The organism is Rhodoferax ferrireducens (genome assembly GCF_049302455.1).
Taxonomy (GTDB): Bacteria; Pseudomonadota; Gammaproteobacteria; order Burkholderiales; family Burkholderiaceae_C; genus Rhodoferax; species Rhodoferax ferrireducens_B.
Genome location: NZ_JBAQMD010000019.1, coordinates 62,232 through 78,581 on the forward strand (window position 1 = coordinate 62,232; position 16,350 = coordinate 78,581).

The 16,350-nt window shown below is 60.3% G+C and carries 13 protein-coding genes; 10 read left to right on the top strand and 3 right to left on the bottom strand.

Annotated features, from left to right (window positions below):
* The first annotated feature begins 37 nt into the window (after positions 1–37).
* The 3 genes from WA157_RS03260 to mutS all read left to right on the top strand — a co-directional run bounded on the left by WA157_RS03260 (position 38) and on the right by mutS (position 4,986).
* Positions 38–1,636, top strand: coding sequence for a rhodanese-related sulfurtransferase (locus WA157_RS03260; protein WP_422619590.1), 1,599 nt, complete (start codon positions 38–40; stop codon positions 1,634–1,636).
* A 13-nt stretch (positions 1,637–1,649) separates the two neighbouring features.
* Positions 1,650–2,279 carry a flavin reductase family protein gene (locus tag WA157_RS03265; protein ID WP_422619591.1) on the top strand — a complete coding sequence of 210 codons (630 nt, stop codon included), beginning with the start codon at positions 1,650–1,652 and terminating at the stop codon, positions 2,277–2,279.
* Between the two features lie 85 nt (positions 2,280–2,364).
* Positions 2,365–4,986: a DNA mismatch repair protein MutS gene (mutS, locus tag WA157_RS03270; protein WP_422619592.1), complete on the top strand. Its 2,622-nt coding sequence runs from the start codon at positions 2,365–2,367 to the stop codon at positions 4,984–4,986.
* Positions 4,987–5,058: 72 nt separating this feature from the next.
* Here the strand turns inward: mutS and WA157_RS03275 are convergent, their stop codons facing one another.
* Complete coding sequence (locus WA157_RS03275) at positions 5,059–5,865, bottom strand: phosphate/phosphite/phosphonate ABC transporter substrate-binding protein (protein WP_422619593.1); 807 nt, start codon at positions 5,863–5,865, stop codon at positions 5,059–5,061.
* A 196-nt stretch (positions 5,866–6,061) separates the two neighbouring features.
* Between WA157_RS03275 and WA157_RS03280 the strand changes: the two genes are divergently transcribed.
* Together WA157_RS03280 and WA157_RS03285 are read left to right on the top strand one after the other, a co-directional pair.
* Positions 6,062–6,889, top strand: coding sequence for a peptidase (locus WA157_RS03280; protein WP_422619594.1), 828 nt, complete (start codon positions 6,062–6,064; stop codon positions 6,887–6,889).
* Positions 6,890–6,948: 59 nt separating this feature from the next.
* Complete coding sequence (locus tag WA157_RS03285; RefSeq protein WP_422619595.1) at positions 6,949–7,764, top strand: alpha/beta hydrolase; 816 nt, start codon at positions 6,949–6,951, stop codon at positions 7,762–7,764.
* Between the two features lie 27 nt (positions 7,765–7,791).
* Here WA157_RS03285 and WA157_RS03290 read toward each other — a convergent pair whose 3' ends face one another.
* A complete protein-coding gene (locus WA157_RS03290) occupies positions 7,792–8,649 on the bottom strand; it encodes an undecaprenyl-diphosphate phosphatase (protein ID WP_422619596.1) in 858 nt (285 codons plus the stop codon).
* 109 nt (positions 8,650–8,758) lie between these two features.
* On the opposite strand from WA157_RS03290, the gene WA157_RS03295 reads away from it, so the two are divergent.
* The 4 genes from WA157_RS03295 to WA157_RS03310 all read left to right on the top strand — a co-directional run bounded on the left by WA157_RS03295 (position 8,759) and on the right by WA157_RS03310 (position 14,199).
* Entirely contained in the window at positions 8,759–9,418 is a 660-nt protein-coding gene (locus WA157_RS03295) for an LON peptidase substrate-binding domain-containing protein (RefSeq protein ID WP_422619597.1), read from the top strand.
* A 263-nt stretch (positions 9,419–9,681) separates the two neighbouring features.
* Positions 9,682–11,124, top strand: a complete 1,443-nt coding sequence (locus tag WA157_RS03300; protein WP_422619598.1) for a sensor histidine kinase — start codon at positions 9,682–9,684, stop codon at positions 11,122–11,124.
* A gap of 13 nt (positions 11,125–11,137) precedes the next feature.
* The gene (locus tag WA157_RS03305) at positions 11,138–11,584 is read left to right on the top strand and encodes a response regulator (RefSeq protein ID WP_422619604.1); all 447 of its coding nucleotides are present in this window, start codon (positions 11,138–11,140) and stop codon (positions 11,582–11,584) included.
* Complete coding sequence (locus WA157_RS03310) at positions 11,581–14,199, top strand: EAL domain-containing protein (protein WP_422619599.1); 2,619 nt, start codon at positions 11,581–11,583, stop codon at positions 14,197–14,199. Before WA157_RS03305 ends, WA157_RS03310 begins: the two co-directional genes overlap by 4 nt.
* On the opposite strand, the gene WA157_RS03315 is transcribed toward WA157_RS03310, so the two are convergent.
* Positions 14,196–15,332, bottom strand: coding sequence for a DUF2157 domain-containing protein (locus WA157_RS03315; protein ID WP_422619600.1), 1,137 nt, complete (start codon positions 15,330–15,332; stop codon positions 14,196–14,198). The genes WA157_RS03310 and WA157_RS03315 overlap by 4 nt on opposite strands.
* Before the next feature lie 71 nt (positions 15,333–15,403).
* Between WA157_RS03315 and WA157_RS03320 the strand changes: the two genes are divergently transcribed.
* A partial coding sequence (locus tag WA157_RS03320; protein ID WP_422619601.1) for a glutamate--tRNA ligase family protein occupies positions 15,404–16,350 on the top strand: 947 nt, incomplete at its 3' end.

A 16,350-nucleotide genomic window follows, 5' to 3' on the forward strand; every position in this document is an offset into this window, starting at 1 on the left:
CTGCGTAGAGCGCACTGACAGCACTTTAAGAAACGTCATGCCAGCACCCCTACCTTTGAAGACATACCTGGACGTACGTCAAGCTTTGCGCGATCGACGGGAGATTGCCCTGATTGATGTGCGCGAGGAAGACCCTTTTGCACAAGCCCATCCGCTATTTGCGGCGAACCTTCCGGTGAGCAGGATTGAACTGGACGCGTGGAGTCGCATGCCACGCCGCGACACCTTGATCGTGGTGTACGACAACGGCGAAGGTTTGGCCCGGAACGCCGCACAAACCTTGACGAGACTCGGCTACAAGCAGGTTTCCTTGTTGCACGGTGGCCTGGAAGGCTGGCGCCAGGCTGGCGGCGAAGTTTTCAAGGATGTCAATGTGCCAAGCAAGGCATTTGGCGAATGGGTCGAAGCCCAACGGCACACACCATCGCTGTCAGCCGAAGAGGTCAAGAAATTGCTGGAGCAGCAGGCTGATATGGTCGTACTGGATGCCAGGCGCTTCGATGAATACCAAACCATGAGCATTCCCACCGCCATCAGTGTTCCTGGAGCCGAGTTGGTGCTGCGCGCCGCCGCGCTGGCCCCCAACCCGGCCACCCGCATCATCGTCAACTGTGCAGGTCGTACCCGTAGCATCATTGGCACTCAGTCACTGGTGAATGCGGGCCTTCCCAACCCGATTTCAGCATTGCGTAACGGCACCATCGGCTGGAAACTGGCCGGACAAGACTTGGATCACGGGGCCAGTCGCCAGTTTGCGAATATCTCCGAGGCTCAATGTATCCAAGCCTCACGCCAGGCACGTCTTGTGGCTGATCGCGCGGGCGTCGGGCGTGCCTCGCTGGCCGATTTGGCGCGCTTTTCCTCCGAAACAGGCCGCACGACTTACCGCTACGACGTCCGCACCCCGGAGGAATTTGCAACCGGCCACCTGCCAGGCTTTGGCAGTGCGCCCGGCGGCCAATTGGTGCAGGAGACTGACGTCTCAATGCCGGTGCGTGGTGCACGGGTTGTTTTGGCCGACCTTGACGGCGTGCGTGCCAACATGACGGCTTCGTGGCTTGCCCAGATGGGATGGGACGTGTGGGTGCTTGACGGCATACAAATCACTGATTTGAACGAAACCGGCCACCCGGAAATACAAGCGCCGCCAACCATCGAGCCCATTGAGTGGGCATCCCCCGTACAACTGTTTCAATGGTTACAAGACGAACCAGCGGGGCACCTCGCCGTACTGGACCTTGGAACCAGCGCCAGCTATGTAAAACGCCATATCCCAGGCGCCTGGTTTGCGCTGCGCTCCGAATTACCAAAGGTTCTAAAACGTATTCCAGGCGCGCAACGCTATGTCCTGACCTGTGACAGCAGCCTGTTGTCGCGCTATGCAGCTCATGAACTGTCGCGGCTGACCGATGCTGAAGTAGTCGTACTGCGGGGCGGCACACGGGCCTGGATCGATGCGGGTTTGCCACTGGAACAGGGCGAGACCCGACTGGCCTCGCCGCGCATCGACCGCTATCGCCGATCCTACGAGGGCACAGACAACCCGCGTGAGGCGATGCAAGGCTATCTGGATTGGGAGTACGGACTCGTCGAACAGTTACGCCAGGATGGCACGCACGGCTTTCAAGTGATCTGATTCACCTCCCCCCATGCCCCATACGACTTACTACTACGAACCTCGCAAGGGACATGGGTTGCCCCATGACCCCTTCAACGCCATCGTCGGACCACGTCCGATTGGCTGGATCTCTTCCCGCAACGCAGATGGCGTGCTCAACGCAGCGCCCTACAGCTTTTTCACTGCCTTCAATTACGTTCCACCCATCGTCGGTTTTTCCAGCATTGGTTACAAGGATTCGGTTCGCAACATCGAACAAACGGGCGAGTTTGTCTGGAACCTGGTGACACGCTCACTGGCGCAGGCGATGAACCAGACGTGTGCGGCGGTTGCGCCGGAAGTCAGTGAGTTTGAGCTTGCTGGCTTGACCCCGATGGCGTCGCGCCTGGTTGCAGCACCTCGAATTGCTGAAAGTCCGGTTTCTTTTGAGTGCCGAATGACGCAAACGATCCAACTGCAAGATGCCAATCAACAAGAGCTTCAGACTTGGCTGGTACTCGGTGAAGTGGTGGCGGTGCATATCGCGCAACGCCTGCTGGTCAATGGACTCTACGACACGGCATCGGCCGACCACATCTTGCGAGGTGGTGGCCCAGCGGACTATTTTTCTATCGGTCCAGAACAGTTATTCAAAATATACCGCCCCCGCACCCAGGTTTGAAACCCTGAGTCAAAGAATGTGAAGTAAATTCCGGACTGGCTAAAACAGGCAAAACAAACGAATACGCAAGCGCGCCAAGTCATTGATGCAAAACGAAAAAATACCAAGCAAGAAACCTTCTCCGGTACCAGCTGAACATTCCCCCATGATGGCCCAGTATTTCGGCCTCAAAGCTGACTACCCGGACACCCTGCTTTTCTACCGCATGGGCGACTTCTACGAGCTGTTTTTTGCCGACGCCGAGAAGGCCGCGCGCCTGCTCAACATCACCCTCACCCAGCGCGGCCAGAGCGCCGGGCAGCCCGTGGTCATGGCCGGCGTGCCGTTTCATTCAGTGGACACGTATCTGGCCCGGCTCATCAAATTGGGCGAATCAGTGGCGATTTGCGAGCAGGTCGGCGAGGTCACCGGCAAAGGCCCGGTGGAGCGCAAGGTGGTGCGCGTCGTCACCCCTGGCACGCTGACCGATCTGGAACTGCTGAGCGATAAATCCGAGTCGATGCTGCTGGCTGTGCACCAGGGTCCGCGCAACGCATGCGGCCTGGCGTGGCTCAGCGTGACGCAGGGCGAAGTGCATCTGGCCGAGTGCGCGGTGGACGACCTGGCTCAGTGGGTGCTTCGCATCGCGCCCGGCGAGATCATTTTCAGCGCCGGTACTACGCCGACTTTTGAAGCGCGCCTGCGTGGCGCGCCGCTCGCGGGCGCGGTATCCGTCAGCGTGCGGCCCGACTGGCAATTCGACGCAGGACTGGGTGAAAAAAAGCTGCTGACCCAGCTGCAAGCCGCCAGTCTGGCACCGTGGCAGGCGCAAGATTTGCCGCAGGCCCACGCCGCCGCCGCCGCCCTCCTGGGTTACGCCGAGCACACACAAGGCCAGGCGCTGACCCACATCCAGAGCGTGCGTGTGCAACGCAGCGACGAGTTGATCGACCTGCCGCCCACCACCCGGCGCAACCTGGAGCTCACCCAGACTTTGCGCGGTGAAAGTCAACCCACGCTTTTTTCTCTGCTGGACACCTGCATGACCGGCATGGGCAGTCGCCTGCTGAAAAACTGGCTACTTGAACCCCGGCGCGACCGTGGTGAGGCGCAGCAACGGTTGAACGCCATCAGCACTCTGCGTGCGGGCGTCTGGCGCCAACTGCGCGAACAACTCAAGGGCAGCACCGACGTGGAGCGCATCACCGCCCGCATCGCGCTGCGCCAGGTGCGCCCCCGGGAACTGGTCGCACTCCAGTTAACACTACAAAAAACAGAGCTACTAACCCATATAACACGGGGGCTAGAGGCCTATTTGACTCAAATTTCCGGGCACTTGCTGGCGCCCGAAGCTTGTGCTGACTTGTTGGTCCGCGCCATTGACCCCGAGCCCGCCGTGCTGGTGCGCGATGGCGGCGTGATCGCCAGCGGCTTTGACGCCGAGCTGGACGAACTGCGCGCCATTCAAACCAATTGCGACGGCTTCTTGCTCGACTTGGAAGTGCGCGAAAAAGCCCGCACCGGCATTGCCAACTTGCGCGTGCAGTTCAACAAGGTGCACGGCTTCTTCATCGAGGTCACGCAGGGGCAAGTCGACAAAGTGCCCGGCGACTACCGGCGCCGCCAGACGCTGAAAAACGCCGAGCGCTTCATCACCCCCGAACTCAAGGCGTTTGAAGACAAGGCCCTGAGCGCGCAAGAACGGGCACTGGCGCGTGAAAAATGGCTGTACGAGCAGGTGCTGGACCAACTGCAAGTGTTTGTGCCCGCCCTCACCCAAGTGGCACGCGCCCTGGCGACGCTGGACGCACTGTGCGCGCTGGCTGAGCGCAGCCTGACGCTGGATTGGTGCGCGCCGCAGTTTGTCAAAGAGCCGTGTCTGGACATTACCCAGGGCCGCCACCCGGTGGTACAGGCCCGTCTGGCCGAGACCACCAGTGGCGCCTTCATCGCCAATGACACGCACTTGGGCCCGAAGCAGCGCATGCAGATCATCACCGGCCCCAACATGGGCGGCAAGTCGACCTACATGCGCCAGATTGCCGTGATCGTGCTGCTGGCCAGCATGGGCAGCTATGTGCCGGCCAGCGCTTGCCGCCTGGGACCGATCGACGCCATCCACACCCGCATCGGCGCTGCTGACGACCTGGCCAACGCCCAGTCCACCTTCATGCTCGAAATGCTGGAGGCCGCGCAGATACTGATTGCTGCCACGCCCAACTCGCTGGTGCTGATGGACGAGATTGGCCGCGGCACTTCGACCTTTGACGGCCTGGCGCTGGCGTCCGCCATTGCCACCCAACTGCATGACAAAACGCAGGCCTACACCCTGTTTGCCACCCACTACTTCGAGCTGACCGAGTTCCCGGCCCAGCACCATGCGGCCATCAACGTGCATGTGAGCGCCGCCGAGGCGGGCCGCGACATTGTGTTTTTGCATGAAATTCAGCCGGGCCCTGCCAGCAAGAGCTATGGCATCCAGGTCGCGCGCCTGGCCGGCATGCCGGCCGCCGTTCTGAACCAGGCCCGCCAGACGCTGGCCGCGCTGGAATCACAAGCGACCCAAAATCAGGCCCAGGTCGATTTGTTCGCCGCGCCGCTGGCTACCGAAACAGCAGTCGACAGCGCCATCGAGACCGCCGTTGCAGCCCTGAATCCTGACAATTTGAGTCCGCGCGAGGCGCTGGAGGCGCTATACCAGCTGAAGAAGTTGGCATCTGGCCTGTGACGGACAGAAGCGCGTGAACACCTTCTGGGCAAGCGCAACGCCTGCATAGCCGGTTCGGCTATGCCCCTCCGACTATTGATAAAAATCGTGCAATCGCTGGCTCTGCGCCACTGAATAACGCAAGCCCTTGAATGCGAGGGGCTCAAATGCCTTGGAGCGAACCATGGCACCGATGGCCTCACGCATTTCGCTGACGAGCGCTGCTGGAATCTTGGGTGCGGCAATCACTGCGTTGAGCGGCAAGGCGGGGGTGGTATGCACGATGCGCAGCTTTTTCTGGCTCACATAAGCATCCACCAGCTTTTTGGAGCGGCTGATGCCCACCGGTGCGGTTTTCAATTCGACCATCAGCGGCACGGCTTCCTGAAAGCGCGTTGTGACAAATTTTGGCTCCTGGGCGGGCGTAGCCGCTCTCAGCGTTGCACGCGCCGTCGCCGTTGCCCAGCTTTGCAGCCCGGGCGCACCCAGCGGGCCCAGCGCGATGTCGGACAGCGCATGGATGGGACTGTCGGGCCGCACAAAAAAGATCACAGCGTCATTTTTTCGATCATCTGAAAATCCGACCACCTGGTAACCCTGTTTTTTTTCAGCCGCGAGCGCCAGATGCGTGTGAATCAGCAAAAAATCATATTTTTGGGATTCAATCGCCTGCGCGACCCGGTCGCTATAGACCGGACTGAAGACAAACTTGTGCCCGGTTGCTTTGCCGAGCTCGTCCAGAAATGCGCTGTAGCGTTGCCTGACTTCGGTTTCGCTCTCCTTGTAACTAACCTCGGCATTGACGCCAAAGTGGTATTCGGCAGCTGCCACATTGACGCTGACCAAACCGCAAATCAATAAAAACAGACCGGACACTGATTTGCGCAACGGTGGATTCATTTATTTGCCTCCCAGCTTCAAATTCCATAATCCGAAATGCAAGTATAAAATTTTCACCAATTTCTCTCGTTGACTTGAATCAAACCCAGGCTTGCAATACCCATCTGACGGCCAGGGGCGGAAAAACATGACCGAGTTCACGGGACAATAGGGCGCGGCCTCGCCCTACACTCTCGTATTAACCCTGGCATTCACCATGACTTACTGCGTCGCCATCAAACTCAACGCCGGGCTGGTGTTCCTCTCCGACTCGCGCACCAACGCCGGACTGGACCAGATCAGCACCTTTCGCAAAATGATCGTCTATGAGCGGCCTGACGACCGCTTCATGGTGCTGCTGTCGGCCGGCAACCTCAGCATTTCGCAGTCGGTGCGCGAAATTCTGCAGGTGGAGCAGCTCAAGGAGCATCCCGACGGCGAGGCCATCACCATCTGGAACGCCAAGAGCATGTTTGATGCCGCGCGCGTGCTGGGTGCGGCCATTCGCCATGTGTATGAACGCGATGCGATTGCGCTCAAGCAGGCGGGTGTTGACTTCAATGTGTCGCTGATTTTTGGCGGGCAGATCAAGGGTGAAGGCATGCGCCTGTTTCAGGTCTATTCGGCCGGAAACTTCATTGAAGCCACGCCCGAAACACCCTACTTCCAGGCCGGCGAATCAAAATACGGCAAGCCGGTGCTGGACCGGGTCATCACGCTCAATACACCGCTGGACGAGGCCGCCAAGTGCGCGCTGGTGTCCATGGACTCCACGCTCAAATCGAATCTGTCGGTGGGTTTGCCGCTGGACCTGGTGGTCTATGAAGCCAATCAGTTCCAGACCGACAAGGTGGTGTGCATCGACGAAAACAACCCCTATTTCAGAATGCTGCGCGGCAGTTGGGGGCAAAAGTTGCGCGAGATGTTTGACAGCATTGAAGACCCCATGTGGAACGGTGAACAGACCGACGTGCCACTGATGCTGCAGTCTGGCCGTAACCAGGCTTTGAAAAAAATCACAACGCCCCAGGAAAAGTTAATTTGAATACCTTGCGGGACGGACCGCAGTTACACGCAGTGAACCAGCTCTGTCCTCAACTATTTATGATCATCTTCTCGCACGCCAACAGTTTCCCCGCCAGCACCTACAGTGTTTTGTTCAAAAGTCTGAGAGCACGGGGCTACAAAGTCAACGCGATCGAAAAATTTGGCCATGACAGCAAATACCCTGTCACCAACAACTGGCCGCATCTGGTCCAGCAGCTCATTGACTTCACGCAGGTGCAGGTTGACAAGTCGGCAGAGCCCGTTTTCCTGGTGGGCCATTCATTCGGTGGATTACTCAGCCTGATGGCCGCCGCCCGGGCACCTCAACTGGTACGCGGCGTGCTGCTGGTGGACTCGCCCGTTCTGGGTGGATGGCGCGCCACCACCCTGGGCGTCATCAAGAGCACACAACTCGTCGGATCGTTTTCGCCGGGTGCCGTCAGCCACAAACGTCGCAACAGTTGGCCCAGCCAACAGGCAGCACTGGAGCACTTTCGCGGCAAGAAAGCCTTTGCCAGGTGGGACCCGCAGGTGCTGCAGGACTACATTGCCCATGGCACCCATGACGAGGGGCAGGGACACGATAAAAAACGGGTGTTGAGCTTTGATCGCGCGGTGGAAACCGCCATTTACAACACCCTGCCGCACAATCTGGACGCGCTGCTGCAGCGCCATCCGGTCAAGTGTCCGGTGGCGTTCATCGGTGGCATCGGCTCGGTGGAGATGAAACAGGTCGGCATGGCCATGACACAAAGAATATGCAAAGGCCGCATCATGATGCTCGACGGCAGCCACCTGTTTCCCATGGAAAAAACACTCGCCACGGCGGCGGCGATTGAAGCGGCGCTATTGAACCTGCAGAGCCTGGCCTGAATCGGGCCAGCCCGCATTGACAAACCCTTAAGCGGCCCAGTTGACGGCACCACTCCAGGCGGTCGCAAGCACCACCACGCCAAAGAGAATGCGGTACCAGGCAAACGGCACAAAGTCATGGTTGGACACGTAGCGAATCAGCCAGCGAATGCATAGCAGCGCGGCGAAAAACGCCGTCACGGTGCCCACCGCGAACAACGGCAAGTCGTCCCAGCGCAACAGCTCGCGCTGCTTCCACACGGAATAGGCACCCGCCCCCATCAGGGTCGGAATCCCCAGGTAGAAACTGAATTCAGTGGCCGCCTTGCGCGACAGCCCCAGCACCAGGCCGCCGATGATGGTGGCCCCGCTGCGGCTGGTGCCCGGAATCAGTGCCAGGCATTGCAGCAGCCCGACCTTGAGCGCATCGAGGTAACTCATTTCATCCACCGTCTCGACACGGGCGTGACGCTGGCCCTCCAGGTCCAGTGCACCGTACAGCCGGCGATGGCGGTGCTCGACGGCGAGGATGATGAACCCGCCCGCGATAAAGGCCAGCGCCACCGGCACCGGGCGAAACAAGTGGGCCTTGATGACGGCCCCGAAACTCAGACCCAGCACCACCGCCGGCATGAACGCGATCAGCACATTGAGCGCGAAACGCTGTGCCACCGGGTCATGCGTGATCCCGACCACGGTGCGGCGCAAGCGTTCGCGGTATTCCCACATGACTGAGAACATGGCGCCGGTCTGGATTGCAATCTCGAAGACCTTGGCCTTTTCGCCGGTGAAGTCCAACAGCGACCCTGCAAGAATCAGGTGCCCGGTGGATGAAATGGGCAAGAATTCCGTCAGGCCCTCGACTAGCCCCATGATGGCGGCCTTGATCAGCAATACGATATCCAAACTAACTCCTTCAAAGAGCAGCGATTATCACAGCATGCTTTGCAGGCACACCCACCAAGCCGGATAAGTTCATGGGATGATGCTGGCAACGCAAATCGTGGCACTGAAAATGTCTGAATCCCTGGCTCTGTTTTCACTCCCCCTGTTTCCACTTTCGACGGTGCTGTATCCAGGCGGAACGCTGCCGCTGCGAATTTTTGAAGTGCGCTACCTCGACATGATCGGCAAATGCCACAAGACCGGTGCACCGTTTGGTGTGGTCGCGCTGACAAAAGGCGCCGAGGTGCTTAAACCCGACAGTGGCTCGCCCGCCGGCGATGGCTTCGCACTTGAAATGTTTCATGCCGTGGGCACCCTGGCCAGCATCACTGAATTTTCACACCCGCAGCCGGGCCTGATGGTGATTCGCTGCACCGGCATGCAGCGCTTTCGCATCACCCACCAGGAAAGACTCAAACACGGCTTGTGGGTCGCCGACGTATCTCCCCTTGCCAACGATCTGACGGTCAAGATCCCGGACGACCTGCAGGGCGTCGCCACCGCCCTGGGCAATCTGATCAACACCCTGCTGGCGCGTGCGCTGCCACTGGCGCAGATGCCGGTGCAACCGCCCTATCAGTTCGATGATTGCGCTTGGGTCGCCAACCGCTGGTGTGAGTTGCTGCCCATGCCACTGGAGCACAAGCAGCGCCTGATGGAACTCGACAACCCGCTGGTGCGGCTGGAACTGGTCAGCGATCTTCTGGAGCGCAGCGGCATCGCCACTTGATAACAGTCCGTTACACAAAAAGTGACTATGTTTCCTACCGCACGGAAAGCCACGGCAAGCACGCGTAGACTGTTTATAGGAAAGTAGCACATGTCTAAGAGCAATCCAAATTTTGGCGTTTCCAATCATGAGACTGGACAGGCTCAGCACGGCCGTGGACTGAACCCAGATCACTGTCCGGGCTTGCCCGCGCGGCCATTCCAAACGCTGCCAGCCGTCCAGGCAGAACATGTCACCGTGTTGCGCTAGCGCCGGACCCGCGCATGAAAATCGGCACCAAAGAACGGTTTGTCACGGGCACGGGGCTCGCGATCATTGCCCTTATTGCGGCGATGATCTGGTGGACCTACTCGGAAGTCGATGACGCGAATCGCCAGCGCCGCGTGACGACTGAGATCGGACACGCAGTCACCGAGCTGAGGCTGCTCACTTTCGAGTACGACCGGCACCACAATGAGCGGGCTCGGGTGCAGTGGACCGCGGTGTCGGACCATGTTGACCAGCTGATCGCGAACGCCCGGTTCCGCAAGCCCGCGCAAAGCAAAATCCTCGACACGTTGCGGGAAAAAAGGGCGATAGGGCTGCGCCTCTTCACCGAAATCACCGCAGCAGAGCTTGCAGGCCGCGCGGACACTCCGTTGGACGAGGCGGGTCAGCGACATCAGGCGCAACTGCTGAGCCAACTGATGGTCTACCAGCAGGAGAACTTCGCCGACGCACTGCGCCTGACCGACCTTGCAACGCAGCGCATCATGGACGCCGAATGGCGGGTGATGATTGCAATCCTCGCTGGGCTGGCCTTGATCGCGTCGATCATCGTCGCCGCGTCATGGTTTCTGCGACGCGGCGTGCTGGTGCCGATCGCCCAACTCCAGCAGGCGACGCGCCACGTTGCCGCGGGCAACTGGAATTTTGTTCTTGACATACGCGCCAAGGACGAGATCGGTGAGTTGTCGAAAAATTTCGGCGCCATGACCCAGTCACTGCAGGCATCGTTTGCGCAGGTCGAGCGCAGCAACCAGGATCTCGCGGCCTTGAACAGGGAACTCGAAGCATTCAGCTATTCCGTGTCCCACGATTTGCGCGGACCGCTGCGCAGCATGGACGGCTTCTCATTGGTGCTGATCGAGGACTACGGCGACAAACTGGACGAAGAGGGCAAGGATGCCCTGCAGCGCATCCGTGCGGCGAGCCAGCGCATGGGCAACCTCATCGACGACTTGCTCCGCTTGTCACAGGTGACACGGGCCGAGCTCAACGTAACGCCGGTCGACCTCAGTGCGATCGCGCGGGACATCGCCGATGCCCTGGACCGGGAGCAGCCCGATCGGTCGACAAAATGGGAAATTCAACCTGGCTTGAGCGTTCACGCCGACCTGGCTTTGATGCGAATCGCCATGCAAAACCTGCTCCAGAACGCCTGGAAATTTACCGGCAGGTCCGGGCAGCCGGTGATTCGCGTTGGTGCACTGGAACGCGACTCGAAAACGATATTTTTCGTCGCCGACAACGGTGTCGGTTTCGACATGGCGCACGCGGCCAATCTCTTCGGCGCCTTCCAGCGGCTGCACCACGTCGAGGATTTTCCCGGCACCGGGATCGGTCTGGCGATCGTCCAGCGGATCGTCCGCCGGCACGACGGAAAAATCTGGGCCGAGGCGAAGGAAGGCGAAGGCGCGACATTCTTTTTCACCCTGAAGGAATAAAAAAATGGATCAAATGAACAAGACCATCCTGCTGGTTGAAGACAATCCGGACGACGTGAAGCTGACACTGCGCGCGTTCAAACGCAACAACATGCTGAACCCGATCATCGTGGCGCGGGACGGCGTTGAAGCGCTCGATTTCCTGTTTGCGCGCGGTGCCTACGCCGAGCGCGCCAGCAAGTCATTGCCGACGCTGATCATTCTCGACCTCAAACTCCCGCGACTCGACGGCCTGGGCGTGCTCAAGGCGATCCGCGCCGACGAACAGACCCGGCTCATTCCGGTGGTCGTCATGACTTCGTCCAAAGAGGAGCAGGACCTGATCCAGAGTTACTCCCTGGGGGCGAACAGCTACGTGCGCAAGCCGGTCAACTTTGCCGAGTTCCTGGAGGCGGTGAGAGTTCTCGGCATCTATTGGATGATGACGAATCAGCCGCCGCCGGAGCGCAACGCCACATGAACAAGCCGATCAAAGTCCTCATCGTCGAGGACTCCGAAGACGACGCAATACTGGCACTGCGGGCGCTGCATCGCGGCGGGTTCGACCCGACGCACCAGCGTGTCCAGACGGCGGCGGACCTGCAAGCCGCGCTGGCGCAGGAGCGCTGGGACGCCGTCATCTCGGATTTCAGCATGCCGGGTTTCACCGGCCTGGAGGCGCTCGAAATTTTCCGCACGGCCGGCCTCGATATTCCGTTCATCCTCATTTCCGGCACCATCGGCGAGGCCACCGCCGTGGCCGCGATGAAGGCCGGCGCCAGCGACTACATGATGAAGTCGAGCCTGGCGCGGCTTGCGCCGGCGCTGGAACGCGAACTGAAAGAGACGCAAGTACGCGCGGCTCACCGCCTGGCCCAGCGCGAACTCGTCGAGAACGAACGGCGCCTGCGAACTATTATCGAGACCGAGCCCGAGTGCGTGAAGGTAGTGAGCCACGAGGGAATGGTCCTTGAGATGAATGCGGCCGGCCTCGCCATGCTGGAGGCCGACTCGCTCGCCGCGGTGCAGTCGCGAACGCTGCTCGGTTTCATCGTGCCCGAGTATCGCGCCGCTTTCGCCGATCTGCATCAGCGCGTGATTCGTGGCGAACGCGGCATTCTGGAGTTCGAGGTCATCGGGCTCAAGGGCGGGCGACGCTGGCTCGAAACCCACGCGGCCCCGCTGGACGGCGCGAACGGTGGAAACACGATGCTGCTCGGCATCACCCGTGACATTACCGAACGCAGAAAGGCGGATCAGAGGATCGCGTATCTCAACCGCGTTTATGCCATGCTGAGCGGCATCAACAGCTTGATCGTACGGGTGCGTGACCGTGACACGCTGTTCAGGGAGGCGTGCCGGATCGCGACCCAAGCAGGCGAGTTCAGTATGGCCTGGATAGGCATCGTTGATCCAGTCGCGATGAAGATCGTCCCGGTCGCCTCTGCAGGCGTGGATGAGGAGTTCCTTACCGCCCTTAGAGATCGCTACTCGGCCAGTGAGGGTGCATCACCGGGAATCCCCATAACCGCCCGTGCGATGAGTGAAAAAAAGGTCATCGTGACCAACGATTTGCAGAGCATCTCAACGGTTGTGTTCGGCAAGAAACTCGCCGAATCCGGAGTCCGCTCTATGGCAATTTTGCCGCTGATTGTCGCGGATGACGCCGCCGGCGTGCTGGTACTCTATACCCGTGAGATTGGATTTTTCCGCGACGAGGAGTTGAAGTTGTTGACAGAATTGGCCGGCGACGTCGCGTTCGCGATTGATCACATCGAAAAGCAGGAGCGGCTTAATTACCTCGCCTATTACGACGTGCTCACGGGACTGGCCAACCGCAGTCTTCTTCTCGAACGGGTGGCGCAGTCCATGCGCAGCGCTGTCAGGGGCGGGGACAAACTTGCCTTGTTCCTGATTGACCTGGAGCGGTTCAAAAACATCAACGACAGCCTGGGCCGACCGGCTGGCGACGCACTGTTAAGGCTGGTGGCAGAGTGGCTGACGAGCAAAGTGGGCGACGCCAACCTGTTGGCACGTGTCGGTGCTGACCTGTTTGCCATGGTGCTGCCGCAGGTCAAGCAGGACGGCGAGGTGGCGCGGGCTCTTGAGCAATTGATGGTCGCTTTTCTGGAGCATCCATTCCAGCTGAACGACGCCGTGCTCCGTATCTCCGCCAAGGTCGGAATAGCCCTGTTCCCCTACGACGGTACTGACAGCGACACCTTGTTCAAGAACGCCGAGGCCGCGCTCAACAAGGCCAAGGCGAGCGGCGAACGCTACCTGTTTTACACGCAGAAAATGACGGAAATGGTGGCCGGCAAGTTGACGCTGGAAAACCAGCTGCGCCAGGCGCTCGACAAAGGTGAATTCGTACTCCATTACCAGCCCAAGGTGAGCCTTGTGAGCGGCAAGATGACTGGCGCCGAGGCGCTGATTCGATGGAACGATCCGCGCACGGGCCTGGTGCCACCCGGCCGGTTCATCCCGATCCTCGAAGAAACCGGATTGATCCACGACGTTGGACGCTGGGCGCTGCGCCAAGCCATCAAAGACGCCTTGCGCTGGCGTAGCGCGGGCCTGGCCGCCGTGCGCATCGCGGTGAACGTGTCGCCGCTGCAACTGCGCCATCGCGGCTTCATCGACGAGGTCAGGCAGGCCATCAGCATTGACGCACATGCGGCCGCTGGGCTGGAGCTGGAGATCACCGAAAGCCTGCTGATGGAGAATGTCCAGCACAGCATCACCAGCCTGCACGCGATCCGGGACATGGGCGTCACCCTGGCCATTGACGACTTTGGCACCGGTTTTTCCTCGCTCAGCTACTTGTCAAAATTCCCGGTGGACACGCTGAAGATCGATCGCTCGTTCGTGATCGAAATGACGGATGCGCCGGAAAGTCTGGCGCTGGTGTCCACCATCATCAGCCTGGCGCACGCGCTCAAGCTCAAGGTGGTGGCCGAGGGGGTCGAAACCGAGGAGCAATCGCGCCTGCTGCGGGTGCTGAACTGCGATGAAATCCAGGGTTTTTTATTCAGCAAACCGGTGCCCAGCGATATCTTCGAGGCCAAGTACCTGGCCCTGCCCTCCTCCCCTTAAGCGCGCAAGCCGGCCGGCACCCAGGCGCTCAGGCGCGCGTTAATGCGATCTTCATGGCGCTGCCACCAGATGCCCAAGGCCACCAAACCCAGACCCAGGAGCGTCAGCGCAAACGGAAACATCAAACTGCCCTGGAACACCCGGTGCGACAGATAGCCCAGATACCCGGCCACGCCAAACGCCCCCAGCACCGTGAACACCCGCCGCCCAATGGCCGCACCCACAAACACCAAAAACACATTGAGCAGGGCATAAATGAACTTGCCCAACTCTGAACTGGAATCACGCAGACTCAAGCCACCCCAGAACATGATGGCGCCAAACAGGTACAGCCAAAACGCATAGTCCTGCCGCCAGGCGGGCTCTTGCGCCTGGCGGCAGCGCACGTCCACCCACACCGCCACGGCACAAGTGGCCAGGCCAAACACCAGCGACACATCGCGCGTGAACTGCCAGTTGAAGCCCTGGTTTTGCATCAGGGCGTTGGCCACATCCATGCTCATGTACCAGATCGTCACCGCCACCGGCATCACCATGAACGGCAACCGGTAGCGCCACAGCATCACCACACCGGCGATGAGCGTGGCAAATTCGAGCGTCAGCCAGCGCCAGTTGATGTGGGTGTGGTAAGCCGAATAGCGCTCAGGCCCGCCCGGCGGCCACAGCCCCAGCCCTTGCTGCACACACCACACAATCAAAGGCACCAGGCACACCGCCAGCGTGGCCAGAATGCCGGCCGGAATGGGTAACTGGCGGGTCTTCAGATGATCAGCCACCTTCAGGCAGGCGACCAGGTACCCCAAGCTGATCGCCAGCAAGCCCCAGGCGCCAAACGACTGCCAGCCCAAGGTCATGAACAGCGTCATGGCGCCAATGGCCACCATGCCGCCAAAGTAATACAAGGTGTTGGTGAAGCTAAAGCCCGGGCCCGGCACCGCACGCCCGACCCGCCACCCCTGTGCAGGCGCCAGCGTATCCGCCGCCGCACCCGGCGACCACCGTGACCATAGGTGCTGCGCCTGCGTGGTGGAAATAATGCCGTCCTGCACCGCAGCCTGAAGATCGCCCCGCCGCAGCTGCACTGTGTCGAAAACTGTGTCGGGGGAGGTGTCAGGGAAATCGTTGGTATTCATAGGGTTGGGTAAGGGAGCGCGCCGGACCAGGAATGGTACTTCAGGGCACTGCGCAGTCTAAAATCATTCGCATGAGCACCCCCACCCCCGCAACACCCCCGGCCCACGCCACCAAAGCCACCGCCGCTGCTTCTGAGGCCGTCAAACCCAGCAACTTTTTGCGTCAGATCATCGAACATGACCTGGCCGCCGGCACCTACGCCACGCGCCGCTGGGGCGGCAGCCCCGGTGATGCGGCGCACCATGCCCAGGGCCAGCCTGACCCGGCCAAAATCCGCACCCGCTTTCCACCCGAGCCCAACGGCTACCTGCACATCGGCCACGCCAAGAGCATTTGCCTGAACTTTGGCCTGGCGCGCGACTATGGCGGGGTGTGCCACCTGCGCTTTGACGACACCAACCCCGAGAAAGAAGAGCTGGAGTACGTCAACACCATCATGAACTCGGTGCGTTGGCTGGGCTTTGAGTGGAACGGCTCGCCCACCGCCAAGCCCTACCAGGCCAGCGACTACTTCGACTTCATGTACCGCGCGGCCGAGTATTTGATCGAAGCCGGCCACGCCTACGTGGACGAACAGACGGTGGAAGAAATCCGCATCAACCGGGGCGACTTCAGCAAACCCGGCGTCAACAGCAAGTTCAGAGCCCGCACCCCGGCCCAGAACCTGGCCCGGTTCAGAGAAATGCGAGACGGTCAGCACGAAGACGGGGCCATGGTGCTGCGCGCCAAGATCGACATGGCCAGCCCCAACATCAACCTGCGCGACCCCGCCATCTACCGCATTCGCCGCGCCACGCACCACAACACCGGCGACAAATGGTGCATCTACCCGATGTACACCTTTGCCCACCCGATTGAGGACGCGCTGGAGAACATCACCCACAGCATCTGCACGCTCGAATTTGAAGACCAGCGCCCGTTTTACGACTGGCTGATGGAGCGCCTGATAGAAGGCGGCCTTTTGAGTAGTCCCCCCCCGCACCAGTACGAATTTGCCCGCCTGAACCTGACCTACGT

Coding starts and splice junctions, on each gene's coding strand:
- WA157_RS03260 (WP_422619590.1), top strand. CDS start 38: ATGCCAGCACCCCTACCTTTGAAGACATACCTGGACGTACGTCAAGCT.
- WA157_RS03265 (WP_422619591.1), top strand. CDS start 1,650: ATGCCCCATACGACTTACTACTACGAACCTCGCAAGGGACATGGGTTG.
- mutS (WP_422619592.1), top strand. CDS start 2,365: ATGCAAAACGAAAAAATACCAAGCAAGAAACCTTCTCCGGTACCAGCT.
- WA157_RS03275 (WP_422619593.1), bottom strand. CDS start 5,865: ATGAATCCACCGTTGCGCAAATCAGTGTCCGGTCTGTTTTTATTGATT.
- WA157_RS03280 (WP_422619594.1), top strand. CDS start 6,062: ATGACTTACTGCGTCGCCATCAAACTCAACGCCGGGCTGGTGTTCCTC.
- WA157_RS03285 (WP_422619595.1), top strand. CDS start 6,949: ATGATCATCTTCTCGCACGCCAACAGTTTCCCCGCCAGCACCTACAGT.
- WA157_RS03295 (WP_422619597.1), top strand. CDS start 8,759: ATGTCTGAATCCCTGGCTCTGTTTTCACTCCCCCTGTTTCCACTTTCG.
- WA157_RS03300 (WP_422619598.1), top strand. CDS start 9,682: ATGAAAATCGGCACCAAAGAACGGTTTGTCACGGGCACGGGGCTCGCG.
- WA157_RS03305 (WP_422619604.1), top strand. CDS start 11,138: ATGAACAAGACCATCCTGCTGGTTGAAGACAATCCGGACGACGTGAAG.
- WA157_RS03310 (WP_422619599.1), top strand. CDS start 11,581: ATGAACAAGCCGATCAAAGTCCTCATCGTCGAGGACTCCGAAGACGAC.
- WA157_RS03315 (WP_422619600.1), bottom strand. CDS start 15,332: ATGAATACCAACGATTTCCCTGACACCTCCCCCGACACAGTTTTCGAC.